This window comes from Psychrobacter raelei, from assembly GCF_022631235.3.
GTDB lineage: Bacteria > Pseudomonadota > Gammaproteobacteria > Pseudomonadales > Moraxellaceae > Psychrobacter > Psychrobacter raelei.
In genome coordinates this window covers 996,809-1,015,428 of sequence record NZ_CP093310.2, presented here as the reverse complement: position 1 = coordinate 1,015,428, position 18,620 = coordinate 996,809, and the positions used below count along the sequence as shown (strand labels likewise).

General features: G+C 45.1%; 14 protein-coding genes, 2 tRNA genes and 1 pseudogene. 7 read left to right on the top strand and 10 right to left on the bottom strand.

The genetic code is table 11. The features are described 5' to 3' along the window. Positions 1-102 precede the first annotated feature (102 nt). From MN210_RS04395 to MN210_RS04385, 3 genes and pseudogenes are all read left to right on the top strand, one after another. A complete protein-coding gene (locus tag MN210_RS04395) occupies positions 103-1,005 on the top strand; it encodes a YdcF family protein (protein ID WP_338412627.1) in 903 nt (300 codons plus the stop codon). 227 nt (positions 1,006-1,232) lie between these two features. Continuing rightward, positions 1,233-1,475: a cbb3-type cytochrome oxidase assembly protein CcoS gene (gene ccoS, locus MN210_RS04390; RefSeq protein ID WP_338412626.1), complete on the top strand. Its 243-nt coding sequence runs from the start codon at positions 1,233-1,235 to the stop codon at positions 1,473-1,475. A 51-nt stretch (positions 1,476-1,526) separates the two neighbouring features. Beyond that, positions 1,527-2,306 (top strand): annotated as a pseudogene (locus MN210_RS04385) (sulfite exporter TauE/SafE family protein); the annotation flags it as partial. A gap of 314 nt (positions 2,307-2,620) precedes the next feature. Here the strand turns inward: MN210_RS04385 and MN210_RS04380 are convergent. After that, on the bottom strand, positions 2,621-3,772 hold the full coding sequence (locus tag MN210_RS04380; RefSeq protein WP_338412625.1) for a DEAD/DEAH box helicase: 1,152 nt from the start codon (positions 3,770-3,772) through the stop codon (positions 2,621-2,623). A gap of 320 nt (positions 3,773-4,092) precedes the next feature. Next, complete coding sequence (locus MN210_RS04375) at positions 4,093-4,308, bottom strand: cold-shock protein (RefSeq protein ID WP_011960044.1); 216 nt, start codon at positions 4,306-4,308, stop codon at positions 4,093-4,095. 584 nt (positions 4,309-4,892) lie between these two features. Here MN210_RS04375 and aroQ point away from each other — a divergent pair. Both aroQ and MN210_RS04365 read left to right on the top strand, forming a co-directional pair. Next, positions 4,893-5,396: a type II 3-dehydroquinate dehydratase gene (gene aroQ, locus MN210_RS04370; RefSeq protein WP_338412624.1), complete on the top strand. Its 504-nt coding sequence runs from the start codon at positions 4,893-4,895 to the stop codon at positions 5,394-5,396. Positions 5,397-5,696: 300 nt separating this feature from the next. Continuing rightward, positions 5,697-6,995 (top strand): AarF/UbiB family protein, encoded by a 1,299-nt coding sequence (locus MN210_RS04365; protein WP_338412623.1) that lies wholly within the window; start codon positions 5,697-5,699, stop codon positions 6,993-6,995. Here the strand turns inward: MN210_RS04365 and MN210_RS04360 are convergent. After that, a complete protein-coding gene (locus MN210_RS04360; protein ID WP_338412622.1) occupies positions 6,992-7,828 on the bottom strand; it encodes a HesA/MoeB/ThiF family protein in 837 nt (278 codons plus the stop codon). The genes MN210_RS04365 and MN210_RS04360 overlap by 4 nt on opposite strands. Positions 7,829-8,401: 573 nt before the next feature. Between MN210_RS04360 and MN210_RS04355 the strand changes: the two genes are divergently transcribed. After that, positions 8,402-9,631 (top strand): NnrS family protein, encoded by a 1,230-nt coding sequence (locus MN210_RS04355; RefSeq protein ID WP_011960040.1) that lies wholly within the window; start codon positions 8,402-8,404, stop codon positions 9,629-9,631. Positions 9,632-9,706: 75 nt separating this feature from the next. Here the strand turns inward: MN210_RS04355 and MN210_RS04350 are convergent, their stop codons facing one another. Beyond that, positions 9,707-10,147 (bottom strand): CopD family protein, encoded by a 441-nt coding sequence (locus MN210_RS04350; RefSeq protein ID WP_011960039.1) that lies wholly within the window; start codon positions 10,145-10,147, stop codon positions 9,707-9,709. Between the two features lie 125 nt (positions 10,148-10,272). On the opposite strand from MN210_RS04350, the gene MN210_RS04345 reads away from it, so the two are divergent. Further along, positions 10,273-10,800, top strand: a complete 528-nt coding sequence (locus MN210_RS04345; protein WP_338412621.1) for an Rrf2 family transcriptional regulator — start codon at positions 10,273-10,275, stop codon at positions 10,798-10,800. Positions 10,801-10,955: 155 nt separating this feature from the next. Here MN210_RS04345 and MN210_RS04340 read toward each other — a convergent pair whose 3' ends face one another. The 6 genes from MN210_RS04340 to MN210_RS04315 all read right to left on the bottom strand — a co-directional run bounded on the left by MN210_RS04340 (position 10,956) and on the right by MN210_RS04315 (position 18,548). Next, entirely contained in the window at positions 10,956-12,383 is a 1,428-nt protein-coding gene (locus tag MN210_RS04340) for an aldehyde dehydrogenase family protein (protein ID WP_338412620.1), read from the bottom strand. Positions 12,384-12,708: 325 nt separating this feature from the next. Next, positions 12,709-12,785, bottom strand: a tRNA-Asp gene (locus tag MN210_RS04335). Positions 12,786-12,823: 38 nt separating this feature from the next. Then, positions 12,824-12,899, bottom strand: a tRNA-Val gene (locus tag MN210_RS04330). 214 nt (positions 12,900-13,113) lie between these two features. Beyond that, positions 13,114-14,283 (bottom strand): beta-barrel domain-containing protein, encoded by a 1,170-nt coding sequence (locus MN210_RS04325; RefSeq protein WP_011960036.1) that lies wholly within the window; start codon positions 14,281-14,283, stop codon positions 13,114-13,116. 2 nt (positions 14,284-14,285) lie between these two features. Continuing rightward, the gene (locus MN210_RS04320) at positions 14,286-16,889 is read right to left on the bottom strand and encodes a type I secretion system permease/ATPase (protein WP_338412619.1); all 2,604 of its coding nucleotides are present in this window, start codon (positions 16,887-16,889) and stop codon (positions 14,286-14,288) included. Positions 16,890-16,943: 54 nt separating this feature from the next. Continuing rightward, positions 16,944-18,548 carry a TolC family protein gene (locus MN210_RS04315; RefSeq protein ID WP_011960034.1) on the bottom strand — a complete coding sequence of 535 codons (1,605 nt, stop codon included), beginning with the start codon at positions 18,546-18,548 and terminating at the stop codon, positions 16,944-16,946. Positions 18,549-18,620: the final 72 nt, after the last annotated feature.

Here is an 18,620-nt window from a genome sequence, read left to right as displayed (position 1 = left end):
AAGTTGTTTTTTTCATAATTTTATCGCAATAAAACAATGGCAAATCACACCCATAACTGGCTATAATTCTTAGCTCTCTTCGACAAACCTAGTGTGGAAATCATGGGTCAGGCTTTACAGCGCAGTTTAAAGGCAGTGCAGCGAGGTATTATCGCAGTCATTATGCTGCTAATGCTAAGCGTGGCCAGCTTTTTTACCCCGCTGTTTTCGACGATAGGCCTGTGGGTATTAAATCACCTGCCTATACCTGAAGCCAATCATGCCATGCGGCCGCTGATATATGATCTAAACGCCAACCAAGCTGAGTCAGCCACTGCGCCTACGCTGCCCTTAAACTGGCGCTCAGAGCATGAGCCAACCGCCTATGTGGTACTCGGTGGTGGGCTCACTGAAGCCGATCATAAGCCCAACCGTCAAAAATCCGCCATCGCAAATAAGGGCTCAGATACCCACGTAGCCAATCGGCCGCCATCAAGTCCAGCCCAAAAAAACACCCCACAGCTTTCACCCAATAGCATTGTCTTAAATCAATACAGCCTGAATCGGATGCAGACGGTCATTTGGCATTATAAAAAAAAACCCCTGCCCATCATCTTAACAGGGGTAGAAGCACCTTGGATGCGTGACTGGCTGCTTAACTATGGCATTGATAATATCATTACCGAAAATGCCAGCATGAATACTTGCGAGAATGCCCGCTTTACTGCCAAGCGTCTTAACTTATCTGACGTTTATTTAATTACAGATGCCTATCACATGACGCGTACCCGCCGTCAATTTGCCCTCAATAACATTCATACCAGCCCGATAGTGGCGCCTTTGCCCATGCAAAAAAGCTGGCGACATCCTAAAGATAATGCGCAGCACTCACGGCGCACTTTATATGAGTTGGCCGCTTACGCCCGTGATGTATTTGCGCCACAACAAAACTGTCGCCGCGCCAGTGAAGTCAGCTTTGACACCCTACTACGTAGCCGTAAGCCTGAAGATGTCAAAGTATTTTAGCGTACGTACTCTTTGTATCATCACCAGCTGCCCCAAGCCTATCCCCACAATCATGCCCTCATTTGACCGCTAACCGATATGATAAGACTTTATTTGAGTAATCTTTAAGCAAACCTCAGCACTAAGCGTCCAACAAGCGTATAATAGTTGGCTCAAAATAAGCTTCCTTTTCATCATTATAGACGCCTCATTATTAAGCGGCGCCCTATTAAAATGGAAATCTCGTTATGGTCAGTATGTATTTGTTGATACCGCTGAGCCTTATGCTGTTTGTTATTGGCATTTGGGCGGTGCGTTATGCGGTAAAATCCAACCAGTTTGAAGACTTAGATAACGAATCACAGCGGGTGATTCTCGATGACCGCCAAGAGCGACGTCAAGCACTCTCCACCCCGCCCCCTGCCAAAAAAGCACAGCCTAAAAAGGTCAATAAAGCCCCTGCCGAATCTGTAGAGACCCACGATAAATAGTCTTGATGGACGCCTAGATTTTTATTCTTAATAAACTTTTGGATACGTATTATGACAACACCTTTACTTGTTGCCGCTTTGGCCATGGGTTTTTTTGGCTCTCCGCATTGCTTAGGGATGTGCGGTGGTCTTGTGACCGCTTTTGGCTTATCGATGCAGGAAGTTAGCGCCACAAAAAAGCGGATGCTTATCGTCACTTACCATTTCGGCCGATTGCTCAGTTACGCCTTTTTAGGGGTGATAGCCGGTCTTATTGGTACCACAGTTTTGGCACCTTTAATGATGGGCAACAACTTACCTAGGATTTTATTGGGGTTAGTGTTGGCATTTATCGGTCTAAATATGCTGGGCTTACCGTTTTTGAATAAGCTTGAAAAAGTGGGCATGGGCATCTGGAAAAAATTATCGCCACTGCGCCAAAAAGTATTTCCGCTGACCACCTTCCCTCGGGCGTTGGCCGCTGGTCTGCTTTGGGGCTTTTTACCTTGTGGTCTGGTATATGGCGCTCTATTGATGGCAGCGGTGGGTAATGGCGTGGCCTCAGGGGCGCTATTGATGTTCGTATTTGGCTTAGGGACTGTGCCGATGCTGGTGGCCACCCATGAGACCGTCGGCTGGCTACACAAACAGATTGGCCGCTTTCGTTTGCGTCAATTAAATGGCCTTATTATGCTGCTCTCGGGGCTGGCTGTTATCTTTATTCCTTTGACCATGAAGCATGGCGACGGTCATCATCATGGTAGTCACGCAGCGCATAGCCAACATCAAATGATGGACAGCAGCATGCCAGAGCACAGTGAACACAGTATGCATATCAACAACGCAGCCGATCATGATAGTGGGCATGAGGCTCATCACATGGCAGAGATGCCCTCAGGCCACAATATGTCAGATATGTCTGATATGAATACTAGTCAAAATGATAGCGCCCACCATGCTATGAATCACCAAGATATGCCCCATCATTCTTTAACAGATGAGCCGATGGATACCAGCCATGACCATCACAATATGGCAGACATGACAGATATCACAGATATCACAGATATCACAGATATCACAGATATGAACAATCACCAACATCCGCCAGCTGAGTCAACCTCATCATCAACCCAGCCTTAATTTAAACACCTTGACTTAGAAGCTTAGCCCCACTGCTCAAGCTTTAAGTGGCGGTCTAAATGCGCTTCAATGGCCGGCAGGTTAAAGGCATCATCTTCACTAACAAAGCTGATACTGATGCCTTTTTGGCCGGCCCGCCCAGTACGGCCGATGCGATGTACATAATCATCGGGCTGATCCGGTAAGGTGTAATTGACCACATGGCTGATGTCATCAACATGAATGCCACGTCCCGCCACATCAGTCGCCACAAGTACCTTAGCATTGCCATTTTTAAATTTATCCAAGTAACGCTCACGCTTGGCTTGATCCACATCACCTGAAAGCATCACCACATTGTGATCCGCGCTTAACTTGGTATATAAGCGTTTTACCTGATCCTTGCGATTGGCAAATACGATCACCTTTTTTGTCTCAGGCTGCGCCAAAATCTGGGTCAATGCTTGAGGTTTATCGGCTTCGGTCAACAGATAAAAATGCTGCTCAACCAAATCACTGGTCTTATGCTCAGGCTCAATCTCTACGAACACCGGATTCATAAGCCATTGATACGCTAGATTCATCACATCTTGGTTAAAGGTGGCCGAAAACAGCAGGCTTTGACGATCGGTGTTGGGCGGCATATAACGCATCAAACGCTTAATATCTGGAATAAAACCCATATCTAGCATACGATCGGCTTCATCTAAGACAAAGGCTTCAATACGATCTAAAAACACATGGCCTTTGTAAATTAAGTCAATCAAGCGCCCGGGGGTGGCAATCAAAATATCGGTATAGCTTTTATCTAGCGCGGCAATCTGCTTATCATAATCAATCCCACCCATCACGCACACACTGTGTAATCTGGTGTGTTTAGTCAAGGCAATGGCATCGTCATAGATCTGATTGGCCAACTCTCGAGTGGGTGCCAAAATCAGCGCTCTTGGCTCGCCAATATAACGCATTTCATCATCTGCAAATGGGCGCTTTAGTAATGCCTCAATAATAGTAATTAAAAAAGTGGCTGTCTTACCTGTTCCGGTTTGTGCCTGACCAATGGCATCTTGCCCAGCTAACGTATGCGGTAAAATCTGCGCTTGGATACCGGTCAACTCGGTAAAACCTAAGTCATTGACTGAGCGTAAGATACTGTCACTTAAGGACAAATCAGCAAAGGTAATAAACTCATCCATTAAACTTCCTTAATCTTTGTGGGTTAATATTATCTTTATCTATTATAGGCTATTGACCCAATTATTGCCCATCCTAATCCTAATCCTAATCCTAATCCTAAGTACTGTAACAATCGATCTATATTAACCATACATCTGCTGTTGCTGGCACAACTATCACAAACAAAAAAAGCCAACATAACAAATCCTACGCTGCACGGCGGCTATAAGATTTGGCATATTGGCTGTCTAACTATAAAGCGTTTGATAAAAGCGGGAAAGCATTTGATAAAAGTGGGGCTTGCCAGCTTAATCTCACAAACGCTTCATCGGCATTTGAATTAAGCGTCTACTTTAGTAACTTCTTCAGCTTGTAAGCCTTTTTCACCTTCAGTTACGATAAATTCAACTTTTTGGCCGTCTTGAAGTGAACGGTAGCCGTCACCTTGGATAGCGCGGAAATGAACGAAGATATCTTCACCGCTTTCACGTTGAATAAAGCCAAAGCCTTTTGCATCATTAAACCACTTAACAGTACCTTGCTCACGAGCTGACATAATCTACTTCCTAAAACTTAATTAACAAAACTTCAATTTAACCCCAATTAAAGCATATAAGCTGAAGCCTGAAATGCTAACACTGGGTATAAGAAGTGGCTCTTGACCACTTAATAACAAAGCCGATGTACTATATTGCTCATTAAACGATAATTTGCCTTTAAAAACAGGCTTTTCTCATCTCTGTAACACTACAGACATGTTTGTTATCTAAAACTAATCATAGCACGCCCTTTTATTAACACAAAGTGTTTTAACATAACTTTCACACTATCTGCGCAAAATTTTTATCTAATTTTTACGCCAAGTCTTTAATTATCTAGGGTTAAGCCCTATTAATATCTACTTAATAGGTGTGCTATTATAGCTGTATAGGCGCCTATTTTGAGGCAAAATCGAGTAAATACCCAGTTAAAAGCCTACTTTTAGTATTGATATAAGAAATAATGACTATCACTTTTTAAAATCTCTTAAAATGCCATATGATAACTATTGGCCTTTATAGGTTCGCCTATGGCGCTTTACTCGATGTGATCAGATATGCTCTAAATAACAGAAAAATAAATAACGGAAAAAAACACTTTATGTCGCACTCCCCTTCCACAGCCGCTAGTCCTAAGCTTTTTCAGCACCGCCGTATTTTGCTGATTAATGGACCCAATCTAAATTTGCTCGGTCTGCGTGAGCCACACATTTATGGCCACACCACCTTACAAGATATTGAACAGCGCTTAACGGCGACTGCTCATGCTCAAAATATTGAGCTGATTAGTATTCAGTCAAACCATGAAGGCAAGCTGGTCGATGCCGTTCAACATCACGGTATTTTAGCGGACGCTGAAGACTTAATTGATGCGGTAATTATCAATCCTGCGGCATTTACCCACACTTCCGTTGCGCTGCGTGATGCGCTACTTGGTATAAACAAACCTTTTATCGAGGTGCATTTATCCAATATCCACAGCCGTGAGCCCTTTAGAAGCCACTCGTATTTTAGCGACAAAGCGGTCGGTGTTATCTGCGGCTTAGGCCATCTGGGTTATGACATGGCACTGAGCTATTTATTGCAGCAAGATGAAGATAAATAATCACACCATCGAGCCGTTTAAGCACAGCTAATGACCTAAACCTAGGTCACCGCCTCAACGTAGACCACGCTTTATGCTTAGGTCACCCTTTAAGCGGTTACCAAAATAACTTACCCACGAGCAACATAGGACAGTCATTGCCATTTAATACCTCAAAATGACACTGACAAACTACCGGTTTCGCTTATAATAGGCTTCAAAACAAACAATATATCATTGGGCTCGGCTCATAACAGTGAGCCTAACTTCTCACTTGTCCCCCTTTAGACATCCCTTTTAAGGGTTAAGGCATTGCAAACTATGACATCATCAAGCAAACGGTTTATGAAGCTTGCCGGTATGACCGCAAGTATCGCTGGAAAGGCGGCTAAAAACTCGTTTAAAAGTCTCTCTAGTGATGAAAATAAGCGCGCAGAAGCCCGCTCGCAAATGCTACAAGATGTCGGCATCCAAATTGCTGACACCTTAGGAGAGATGAAAGGGGCGGTGATGAAAGTGGGGCAAATTGCCTCACAGTACAAAGAAGTCTTTCCCCCCGAGGTGGCCGCAGCACTAGAGAAGCTGCAAAATGACGCGCCTGCCATGCCCTATTCGCAAATTAAGTCACAAGTTGAGCGTGAGCTTAACATGCCAATTGAGCAGGCCTATGAGCACTTTGAAGAGCAGCCCTTTGCTGCGGCCTCCATCGGCCAAGTTCACAAGGCCATTTTACCCACAGGTCAACACGTTGTGGTCAAAGTGCAGTATCCTGATGTCGATAAAAACTGCGATAGCGACCTTAAACAGGTCAGAATGGCACTGAAAATGACCGGTGTGCTCAGCATGGGCAAAGAGCTACAAGATCAAATTTTCAATGAAATACGTGATACGCTAAAAGATGAGCTAGATTACATCAAAGAGGCACAAAACTTGGCTATTTTTGCCGCTTTTCATGCCGATGATCCAGGTTTAATTATTCCCAAAGTGATAAAAAGCCACTCGACACGGCGCATCCTAACCTTGACCGAGGAGCTTGGTGAGCCATTAAGCGTAGCTGCTGGCTGGGACAATGAGGTGAAACAAAAGATTGCCACAAGACTGTTTCATTTTAGCGCCGGACAAATCTTTGAGCTGTATCGCATGCACTGTGATCCACATCCTGGCAACTTCGCTTTTCGTCCTGATGGCAGCGTGATTGCTTATGATTTTGGTGGGATTCGTACGTACAGTGATGCTGAGATTCAGCTGTTTAGACGCTTTGCTAAGCATGCTCTAAAAGGTGATGTGACCGCGCTTGAGCAAGACTTAATTGCTCTAGATATTCGCCGAGTCGATGAGGTGCTGATACCAGGCAGCTTTTATCAAAAGTGGCTAGAGATTGGGTTAAAACCCCTATCTATTGCTCCCTATCATAGCGGACCCTTTGATTTTGGTAGCAGCCAAGTTCATCACGAGGCCATCTCTCAAGCCAAGCAGGGGCTTAAATACTTCAAACAATTTCAGCCCTCAGCTTCTACCATGATGATAGACCGTACGGTTTCGGGCCAATACTGGAACTTGGTTAATCTTGGCGTAGAGATTGACTTAAGCCCTCTGGTTAAGCACTACATCGATTATTAAATGTCATAAGGCTTGGCACATACCTCACACTGCTTGTCTTGGCGGTAATGCAGCTTGTGCTGCGTCATATGAATACCCTCCCAGATGAGCAGCTGACCTGCCAGCGGGTTTTTGCCCCGCCCTAAATACTGTAAGGCGGCATTGGCCTGCAAATTACCCATAATAGTGGTGGTACTGGCCAGCACCCCAGAATTGGCACAGGTCTGGGTATCAGTTGTCTCTGATTGCTCTAAGCTGCCTAAGGTTTCACCAAATACGCAGTGATAGCAGCCACTTTTCTGAGCCGGCTCATACAAAGCCAATTGTCCAGACATACCAATGGCTGAGGCGGATAATAATGGCAGGCGCTCCTTGACACTCACCCGATTTAATATGTCGCGCGCGCTAAAATTATCGGTACAGTCTAGCAATAAATAAGGGCCGCTTGCCGCTTGGGCTTGCTCAATAAGCAATAGCTGCTTGGCATTATCTTCCTGTAACCGCTCAGTGGCATAACTGAGTTTTACAAAAGGGTTGATGTGCGACAATGCTTGGCAAGCAGTTTTGGCCTTACTTTTCCCAATATCCTCTGCGGTAAATAAGGTTTGCCGTTGTAGGTTACTGGCCTCAATCACATCATCATCAATAAGATGAATCGCACCGACACCTGCGCGTGCCAAAGTCTCAGACACTGGGCAGCCAAGTCCGCCTGCACCTAAAATCACTACCGTACTGGCTTTTAATCTTTCTTGGGCCTCAATATCCCAGCTTTCAAGTAGAATTTGGCGTGAATAACGCATCAGCTCTGCATCGCTTAAATTCATATACATTGCGCCCCTCTTATCTTGTGCCATATCTGATCTCTTTTTTACCCACGCCGTGGGTATGTATTATCGATTAAAGGGCCATTATAACACCTTACAAAAACTGGATAATCGGCCTTTAGACATCGGATTAAATACCCAGTAGATAAACACCCATTTGATAATAATTATCATTTACTTTAAAGGTAATTTGTCCTATAATATTGCCTTTACCGCCGGTCTTTTAATTTATTAATAACCCGCTGTAAAAAACAGGTAACCTTTTGATTTTATAATGGTTAACTCAAACAAAATAATAATAATAAAATAATAATCGCCTTTCTCCACCCCCTCTATCATCCCTAGTCTTGATAGAGGGTTTTCTTTTTTATATTGTCCTAACTCCAAGCTTAGATCCAAGCTTATCTTGCAACCATCCAAAGCTTAAATTTTCAGCTATCCATTGCGCAGATAAACCGCTATAATAAAACATTCATTATAAATACATCTTTTGTTATTATGGCTCAATGCTTCAGTTGTTTACACCTTATCTGCCCATAGATAACTGTATTTTTTTGGTGTTAGCCTGCTGTCTTTGAGAAATTCCACCTAACGAGGCGCCCTATGCTTCAGATTCAATCTCCCAATCAACGTCCCAGCTCACCTTTGGCTATTTTAAACCTAGGCTTTCGCATTTTTTTTGTTGGTGGCAGTGTGTTTGCCATTATTACCATGCTGCTGTGGATGCTTATGTTCACAGGCCACAGCTCAATGCAGACAGCAGATATTAATCCGCTTTATTGGCATGCCCATGAAATGCTCTATGGCTATGCCATGGCCATTATTGCTGGATTTTTGCTGACTGCGGTTAAGACTTGGACCGGCATAATGATGCCTTATGGCTACCGCTTGGGCGTCATCTTTGGCTTTTGGTTGCTGGCGCGTATTGGCTGGTCAGCTGTAGGCTTGGCAGGTAATGAGACTGTCTGGCTCACCCTAGCCATAGTTGGTGATATGGGATTTATGCTGCTTAGTGCATATGCCGTTATCAAGGCTGTGCTTGCGGTTAAGCAGTACAAACAAATGGGTATCGTCTCAAAGCTTGTGCTGCTTACCTTAGGTAATATGCTTTGCTACTGGAGCATTTTTAGTGGCGAACAAAGCTATTTTCGAGTCGGAATTTATTTGGGCCTCTATTTAGTCATGGGTATTGTGCTCACCATTGGCCGACGTGTGGTGCCATTTTTTATTGAACGTGGCTTAAGCTTCGATAGCGATCAAGAGGTTAAGGTAAAAAACAGCAAACTACTAGATGGGCTCAGTCTTGGCTCATTCTTAATATTTATGTTGGCCGATATTTTCTACCCTCAACCTTATCTCATCAGTATTTCAGCGGCTGTGGTGGCTTTGGTTAATGGTGTCCGTCTTATAGGCTGGTATCAGCCTAGAATATGGCAAAAGCCGCTATTGTGGTCACTATTTGTGGCTTTTTTGGGCATGTGCCTAAGCTTTGTCTTATTTGCAGTGCAGCCTTGGCTCAACTTTGCGCACAGCATTGCGGTGCACGCTTTGGCTTTATCAGGTGTTGGCATGATGACGGTGTCAATGATGTCTCGAGTGTCGTTAGGTCATACAGGGCGTAGCATTCATACTCCGCCAAAGACCGTCAACTTTATCTTTATCCTGATGGTATTTGCCTTCATCTTTCGGGTTGTGATGCCCCTTGTGGCACTGGAGTATTATTTAACATGGGTTATACTGGCCCAAAGTGCTTGGATAGCTTGCTTTGTACTGTTTGGCATCAGCTACTGGCCAATACTGGCCAAGCAAAGAGAAGATGGACTGTTTGGGTAATAGAAGTCAATACTCAATTAGAGGTATAATAGCTTAGTGATTACGACACATCCATTGAGTAAATAGACCTGCTGCTTAGCCAAGACCGGTACGAAATAAAGAGCCGACTATCACAAAACAGACACCAAGCAAGGTGACCGCCACGATATGCAGAGCAAAAAAGTTAAGCCGCGCCGCAGTTAATTGCGGAATGACCCGAAAGCGGGCATGCAGCGCCACCAATAGGGTTAGCAATAGTAAGGTTAGCTTGATACTGACCAGTAGGCCAATGTCATTACGGGTATCAAACCACATTGACACATCTGGTAGCATCTTATGTATCATCGCTACGCCGGTGAGCGCCTGTAATACAAAAGCGGGCATACCTATTTTTTCGAACTGCGCTTCAAAGGCCATCAGTGCGCCAAGCTCTTTATTACGTAAAGCTTGGGGCAGGATCACCAACGATAAGATTAAGTGGCCGCCTGTCCAGACAGTAGCACCCAGTAGATGTGCAATTAATAGGTAATTTAGCATATCGCCCCCTTGCTTAGGGTTTTAGAATAATTTTAGATTCGCCAACATAATTATAACAGCTATCGCAGCGGCACTGACAAAACAAGTTATCCTGCTGCTTTACGTTAACTTAAGGGGTAAAATTAATGCGCCTCACCAATTATAGTGACTACGCTCTACGTACACTGATGTATTTGGCGGTCATTCCCGACCGCAATACCCTAGCCACTATTACGGATATTGCCAACAGCTACCAAATCTCGCGCAGCCACTTGACCAAAATCATTCATCAATTGGCGCAAATTGGCTATATTGAAAGTGTCCGTGGCAAAAATGGCGGCATTCGTCTGGCCAAAGCCGCCCAAGACATCAACTTAGGAGAAGTCATTCGCCAAACTGAGCCTGATTTTCATGTGGTGCCCTGTTTTCCTGCGCCCGGCTGTGATGCCCAAAGCCGCAGTAACTCAAAGAGCAAAGCGCAACCTAAGCCTGCAGATTACTGCGCCATCACCCCTGTTTGTAAGCTAAAGTCTGTTTTTGCGGAAGCCACTGGGGCATTTTTGAAGGTCATGGATAACTACACTTTGGCTGATATTGTGGCCAATGAAGAGGTGCTGTGGCAGATTTTAAAGTTTCATACCGGCACAGTAACATCGACTCAAGCCATAAATTAACGATAAGCCGCCGCTAAACAAGATATCACATCTCATTTATCGCCAAGCTCCGCAGCACTAAATAGTGCCAAACCTAATAAACAACAGCCCCATCTATTGATGGGGCTGTTGTTTGTGTTGACCGCATTTAAGCATCAGCATTAAAGCCTATAGATTTAGTCTTTAACAACCATCAATCTAAGCTCAGTCATGTCCTCTAAGGCATATTTCACCCCTTCTCGACCAAAGCCTGAGTCTTTTACCCCGCCATAAGGCATATTATCGACTCGGAAAGTGGGCACATCATTGATAATCACGCCGCCCGCCTCTAGGGTATCCCAAGCCTGCAAGGCTTTATTGATATTGCTACTGTACACACCCACTTGTAGGCCAAAACGGGTATCATTGGCCAGCGCCATCCCTTTTTCAAAGTCCTCATAGGACTCTAAAATCATCACCGGACCAAAGGCTTCATCTTTATAAAGCTTGGCCTCGTGGCTGACATTCTCAAGAATGGTCGCCTCCATCACCAAGCCCTTGGTTTCACCACCGCACAAGATGGTCGCGCCAGCATCAACCGCTTCTTTCACCCACTGTTGAATACGCTCAAGCTCTCCTTTATCAATCATAGGGCCTACCACCACATCAGCCTCACTGGGGTCACCTGATTTGACTTGTTTGGCAAGCTCAACTAATTTGTCTTTTACAGAGGCATAAATATCTTGGTGAATGAGTACCCGCTGTACACTAATACAGACCTGACCGGCCTGGCTATAGCCTCCAGTGATAATCCGTGGCAGTGCCTTATCAAGATCTGCGTCAGGCTCTACCATCACAGCCGCGTTACCGCCGAGCTCGAGCACGACTTTTTTCTTACCGGCGCGCGCCTTCATATCCCAGCCCACTTTATCAGAGCCGGTAAAAGAGAGCAGCTTAATACGCTCATCAGTGACTAATTTGTCCGCTATCTTCGATGACATGGGCATAATAGAAAACGCCCCTTCAGGCAGCTCAGTTTGCGCCAATACCTCAGCGATCAATAAAGCACCAATGGGGGTATAGCTGGCCGGCTTTAAGATAAACGGACAGCCGGCCGCAATGGCAGGCGCTATCTTATGTGCCACTAAGTTTAACGGAAAATTAAAGGGGGAAATAAAGCCACACAGTCCGATAGGCACTCTTTTGGTAAAGCCGCGATAGCCAGCACTGGCCTCGGTCACATCTAAGGGAATGACCTCACCTTCTGGCATAGTGGTGACCGCATCTGCAGCGAACTGAAAGGTCGCAATTAAGCGCTTAACTTCTGCTTTGGCCGCTGCTTCTGGCTTACCGCCTTCGGCAATTAGCGCTTCAGTAAATTCATCAAATCTATGAGTAAACTTGGCCACACAGTCCAGCAAAATACGCTGCTTTTGATAAGGCTTTAAAGCTTGCATCTCAGGAACTGCTTTAATCCCTGCAGCAATGGCCTCCTCTAATAGTGCTTCATCGGCACGGGCCACCTCAGCGACAGGCTCTTGACTGTATTTATTAATCACTTCAAGCGCATCATCGCTGCCTTCGTGGGCTTTATTGGCTAAATATAAAGGGTAAAAATGCTGCATACATCACCTATGGTTTATTTTTTGGATTTTGTTATTAGATTGGGTTATTAGATTGGGGTTGGCATGTTATATATGTTTTATAGAATAGAGAATGCATAGCCGCGATACCATTATTTTTTGTTGTTGATTTTATAAGAGATGTTGTTAGGCGACTATATGCGGTCTAGTAGATTGTGCGGTGCAGTGCCCTTAATTTACACTGCGACCATTAACTAGCAAAACGTGAGGTTTAGCATGTCCTTTTTTTAGACACAAAAAAACCTCAAGTATAAATACTTGAGGTTGAAACTGTTAAGCTAAATAAAGCTTATTAAGTTTTAAAATATGGCGCAGCGGACGGGACTCGAACCCGCGACCCCCGGCGTGACAGGCCGGTATTCTAACCAACTGAACTACCGCTGCTTAGGTCGATTAGTAAGTTTAAACACTAACTAATATAGTGGTGGGTGATGACGGATTCGAACCGCCGACATTCTGCGTGTAAGGCAGACGCTCTACCAACTGAGCTAATCACCCTCGCTCTGTGGATGTGTATTATATACATTTAAGACAGCGTGTCAAACTTTTTTTGCAAAAAAAATAAAATGATTTCAAAAGCTTTGCCACAACAAAGAAGATGAGCCGCCAGATAATAACTTTGTCCATGCCTCTTATGCTACTCACTCACCTGCCTGCATCGCAGATACGATACCATAGATGAGCAAGTACAATCAGAAACTCTAAGCGGTGGTTAGCGCTCACCTAACCCCTCAGATAAGGTTTTGGTAATGGGTTTGGTTAAGTATGACAATACACTGCGCTCCATGGCCTTTATATCCACACTGGCGGTCATACCGGGCTTGATGACAATCTCATCGCCGCGGCCAGCAAACTCAGCTTTACCAATCTTAATCAGCACTCGGTAATAAGGCTCATCACCTTTTGGGGTTTTTTCTAGCAAGGTATCTGGGCTAATATAGGTAACCGTACCACGCATGGCCCCGAAGATTGAGAAGTCATAGGCATCAAGTTTTACTGAAGCTACCTGCCCTTCTTGAACATAAGCGATATCTGCTGGGCTAACCTTTGCCTCTACAATCAAGTCGCTACTGGTAGGGAGCAGCTCCATAATCACCTCACCTGGCTTAACCACACCACCGATGGTGGTGATGTTAATATTATTCACCTTACCATCTTGAGGCGATAGCAGGCGCTTCTCTTGTAGCACTTGACTGCGATCTCGTAACTGCTCTAGCTCTGCATCTAAATCTTCTTGAGCTTTGGTCATTTCGGCCTGAGCATCTTCGAAGTATTTGTTACGCTTGTTATTAATTTGTGCCTTAATATCAGCAACTTGACGACGCAGCTTAATAACATCTGCCTGACTGACGTCTCCATAAGCCAATAACGGCTCATTCATATCCAGCTCTTTTTGTGCCAGCACTAGCATATCCTCTAAGGAAGAAACCTCTTCATTGATGGCCTGTCTGCGACGATTATAAAGTTGAGTCTGGTTCTCTACATATTCTGGGTATTTGCGTACATTGTCTGGAAATCTCAAAGGCCGATCAAAAATTTCAGCATTTAAACGGGCTAACTGAGCCTCTAAAGCTGCAGATTTAGAGGCCGAGCTGTCAAAGGCGGCTTGTGCACGCTCCTCTTCTAATACCACAAGCAGCTGACCTTTTTTGACATCATCGCCTTCTGATACCAAAATCTGAGTTAACACGCCACCATCTGAAGCTTGAACCTCCTGAGTACGGGCACTGGCTATTACTGTGGCCTTTGCACGGGTAACTTGGTCAATTTTTGCAAAATAAGCCCATACCAATAACACCGTGATACCAATCAAGGCAATCCAGATACTAAGGCGAGCACCGCCAACTTTGGGCTTAGTGGGGGTATATTGATAATCAGACATGCCTACTTCTCTTCAGATTTTGGGTTAATGATAATACTACTTTTAACAGCTGTTGATGCCGCTCTTTGGTCTTCAGCGCCAGCTTGGTTGACCTGTGATGTTGACTGTGATTGATTGGTAGTGGCGTTAACATCTGCACTTGGCGTCTGCGTAGCTTTTATCTCAGAGGCCGGTTTAATAACAATCTGCTGATTGGCAGGACGGCTTGGCGCTTGTCCGCTATTGGCGGCATTTATATCATCAACCGCTGGCTTTGGATGTTGCGGCTGACCTGCAGGACCTTGAGACTGAGGGGCGTTCGGCGGCGTTCCTGGCTGGGGCGAATTAGGGCCTTTTGCCGTAGCCTGTATGGCGGCTCTTGGCGCTTGCTGCTGAGTAATTTGCTCATTACTGCCTTGGCGTTTGGCTTGCTCATTTTGCATCAACTGTTTAAGCACGGCCTCTTTTGGCCCATCCATCACAATCTGATGGTTGTCCATAATGATAATGCGATCTACCAAGTCAAGTAGCGCTGTTTTATGAGTCGATACCACCAAAGTCTGACCTTGCTGCAGCTCATGGCGCAGTACCTGCAAGCAGCGCTGTTCTTGACGGTTATCCATAGAAGCGGTCGGCTCATCAATTAATAACACTGATGGCTTAGTAAGTAGCAAACGCGTGAAGGCCACCAGCTGCTTTTGACCACCGGACAGACCTCGGCCGCCTTCACTAATCGGCAAATCCAAGCCGCTTGAGTGGTTCGATACCAGATTAATCAGTCCTGTCTTTTGCAGCGCATCATGGAGCACATCATCATTGGGTGCAGGCATACCGATAAGTAAGTTTTCACGCAGTGTGCCTTGGAACAAGCGATGATCTTGTTGTAAGTAGCCTACCTGCTCGCTCAGCGATTCACGGCTAATTTGCTGAATATCTAATCCATCTAACAAGATACGTCCTGAGGTGGGTGCGTATAGACCTGAGAGCAGTTTTAATAAAGTAGATTTGCCTGAACCAATGGGGCCTAAAATAGCGATACGCTCCCCAGGCTGAATGACCAGCCTTTTGACACTCACAGCAGGACGATCATTACCGGTGTAATTAAATACCAAGTCATCACACTGATAATGGCCACGGATTTTGGTAGGAGACAACGGATAATTTACCCCATGGTTATCTTGCTCTAGCGCAAAGATAGACTCAATCATGCTTTTTGCAGCCTTGGCATGCGAGTACTGTACCAATAAGTTTGGAATGGCCATAACCGGTGCCAATACACGCCCGCCCAAGATAGAACAGGCAATTAGGCCACCCATTGTCATATCACCGCTCATCACCACAAAAGAGCCGACAATCACAATACCCACATAACTAAACTGCTGCAGCATCTGCGCAAAATAACTTAAATTATCATTGGCGTGTTTCATGTTTAAATCGTTTTTGATGGTGATGTTCATCACATCAAGCCACCGCGATAAAAACTTCCAGCTACCCGCCCCTGCTTTAATGGTCTCAACCCCTTCTACCGTTTCAACCAATAGACCGGTTTTGTAGTAGGAGGCAGAAGCACCTTCAGCGGCAATGGCATCAATACGTTTGCGTGCTGTTAATCCCATAGTAACGGCAATAATAGCGGCAATAATAGGCACCAATGCCACCAAAGGTGAGCCAATATAAGCAATCAACGTGATGAATAATATGGTCATAGGTAAATCAACCAGACCAAATAGAGTACTGGCCGTAAAAAAGCTACGTACCTGCTCATAGCCCCTTAACTGTGCCGCCATAGAGCCTACTGAGCCTGGCATTTGGTCGATACGCACTCGGAGCAGACGCTGAAACACTTCACGTGATAAATACTGATCGAGCCCTACCACCACCTTATCCATGATTTTAGAGCGTGCAAATTTCATGAAGGATTCAAAGATAATAATCAGTGCCACACCACTGGCTAAGATAATCAGCGTATATTGACTTCGGGTCGGAATGACTCGGTCATACACTTGCATTGAGAATAAAGACACCGCTAGCGCTAAGAAGTTAATTAAGAAGGAGGCGATAACGGCCTCTATCACGACGCCTTTGTAACGAAACAAATCCTTTTTTAGTAAATCACTAAAGTTGGCGTTGCGCTTTTTGATATGATTTTCTTTTAGACGCAGGCGTAAAACCAGTTTGACTTCATCTAAGCTTGCCGGATGGGTAAAAGCCTCTTGGCGTAGATTCCAAGACCCTTGTGGGCTCTTACCGTCAATAACTCCCCAGCCATATCTGATGTGATACGCCAGAAGCGGTAAAAATGCTGCATCTGGCTGCTGTAAAATCTCTGGAGACTCTTCAATACCTAGACCTCTGAGCACCTCGACAATACCGCCTAAGGTATTGATGCCTCTGCCCTGCTCTATCGCCCGAGAGGTATCATGCTTTCTAATAACATCTTGCAAACGGATATTGTCTACCGGATAGCCTTGCTGGCTTAAAATATGTTTGAGTGCATCGGCCAAAGACTGGGCAGTGGTTAACTGCTGGTCACTACTGACCAACTCACCCAAGCCATCTGTATGGTCCGGTGACGCTCCCGAGCTTTTGGGGCCTAGATTGTTTTCTGGATTTTGATTAGTACTCATAATGACCACTTATAAAAAAATTATTATCTTAAAAAATGCGAGCAGACATTGCTGTTAATTGCCGGAGTTGGCATTAGAGTCGGTATCTACCCTCATTGAATCCGGCGGACTTGGGTCATTTTGCACGGTTTTATCAGTGAACGTAGGCTCATCCAATAAACGACTGTCATTGAGTACAATATAGCCACCTTGATTGAGTTGATGCTGAGCATCAGCCGGCAAGGTAATTTGAATATACTCATCGGGCTGGCCGGCATTAACCACTGTCGGTTGACCGTAGCCGAATTTTTGGGACTGTGGGGTAGTGATGTTTTGAGTGTTCATCCAGTCTTTAACCGGATCGCTGACTTTAAACATTTTTACCGGTTGACGATTTTTGGCAAAAGTCTGCCAAGGCATCAAGCTAAAATCCACTTGTAGCTTATAAAATGCACCCAGAATATCTGATCGGGTCTGGACTAAGCGAATCTGATAATCACTGAGTTCACGCACAGCATTTAGGACCTCAAGCCAGGATTTTCGACCGGCGATAAACTGGCGCTGGTAGGAATCAAGTACAATTTGGGCACCCGCTACTGCCGATACCAAAGACAACTCACGGCTCCGTGCACTGGCAAACTGCTGATACTGTACTTGGATATTTTCCATCACATTACGCTGCGCGGCTTCTTTATTTTGTACCAAGCTATTTACACGTGCTTCAGAGGCGCGCGTTAAGGCAAAGTTTGAAAACCCGGCTCCAGGCTGATAGTTTAAGCCCACATAAAACTGTCCATCATCCTCTTTGTTATCATAATCATAAGTGTGCTTATATTCGGCATACACGGTCGGGTATTTTGAGGCGTTTTGTGCCTTGACCTCTTGTTTGGCCGACTCAATCTGGAAGATTTCTTTTACCACGGATGGGTTGTAGAAGCTGGCATCATTAAATGCCATTTTTTCAAAGCCTGCCGAGGCCGCTTTGGCCTGCTCAACCAAGGTGTTAAGCGGTGGAATGCTGTGCTCACTGCCAGGTGGCAGCGGATGACCTGTAATCTGCTGTAGGCGCGCCTCTGCAATACGCTGCTGTTCCTGCGCGGCTTCATAGGCATTGGTTTCTTGCAAAATACGGTTGGTGACTAAGTCAAGTTCAATACGCGCTGAGACCCCTTGATTGACTCGGCGCTGCATCATCGCCTCAAAATTACGTAATTGGGTGATATTTTGGAGATAGACACGCTGCTGGGCTACTGCATTAATGTAAGTTTGCCAAGCCTCAATGGTGGTTTTGGCCACTTGGTTTTGCTGCTCATAAATATTTTCAACTGCCGCTTTGTCATCAAAAATTGCTTGGTTAACGTTGGCAGTTAAGCGCCCCCCGGTCCATAGTGGCTGGCGAATACCCACTTCAGAGACCAAATCATCATCGGTATTGTAACCCGTTGAGAAGCTGGGTGTGGGTAGCAGGTTAAGCTTGGCGGCATTAATACCTTCGAGGGTCGCCTGCTGCTCAGCTCGAGCTGATCCTACCAAAGGGTGGGTCTCAATAGCTTGAGCAATTAATGAGTTAATTTGAACATCCGTGATGACCGTATTGGCATGAGCTGACCAGCTTGATCCGGTGACTAATAACAAGGCGACCAACAATTTTTTTTTGTATTTATGCGGACTGAACATCATAGTGTATTAACTTATTGGTTGGAAGATAAAGCGATGCAAGCGGGCATGCTTAGGATAAAACTGTCGCGTAAT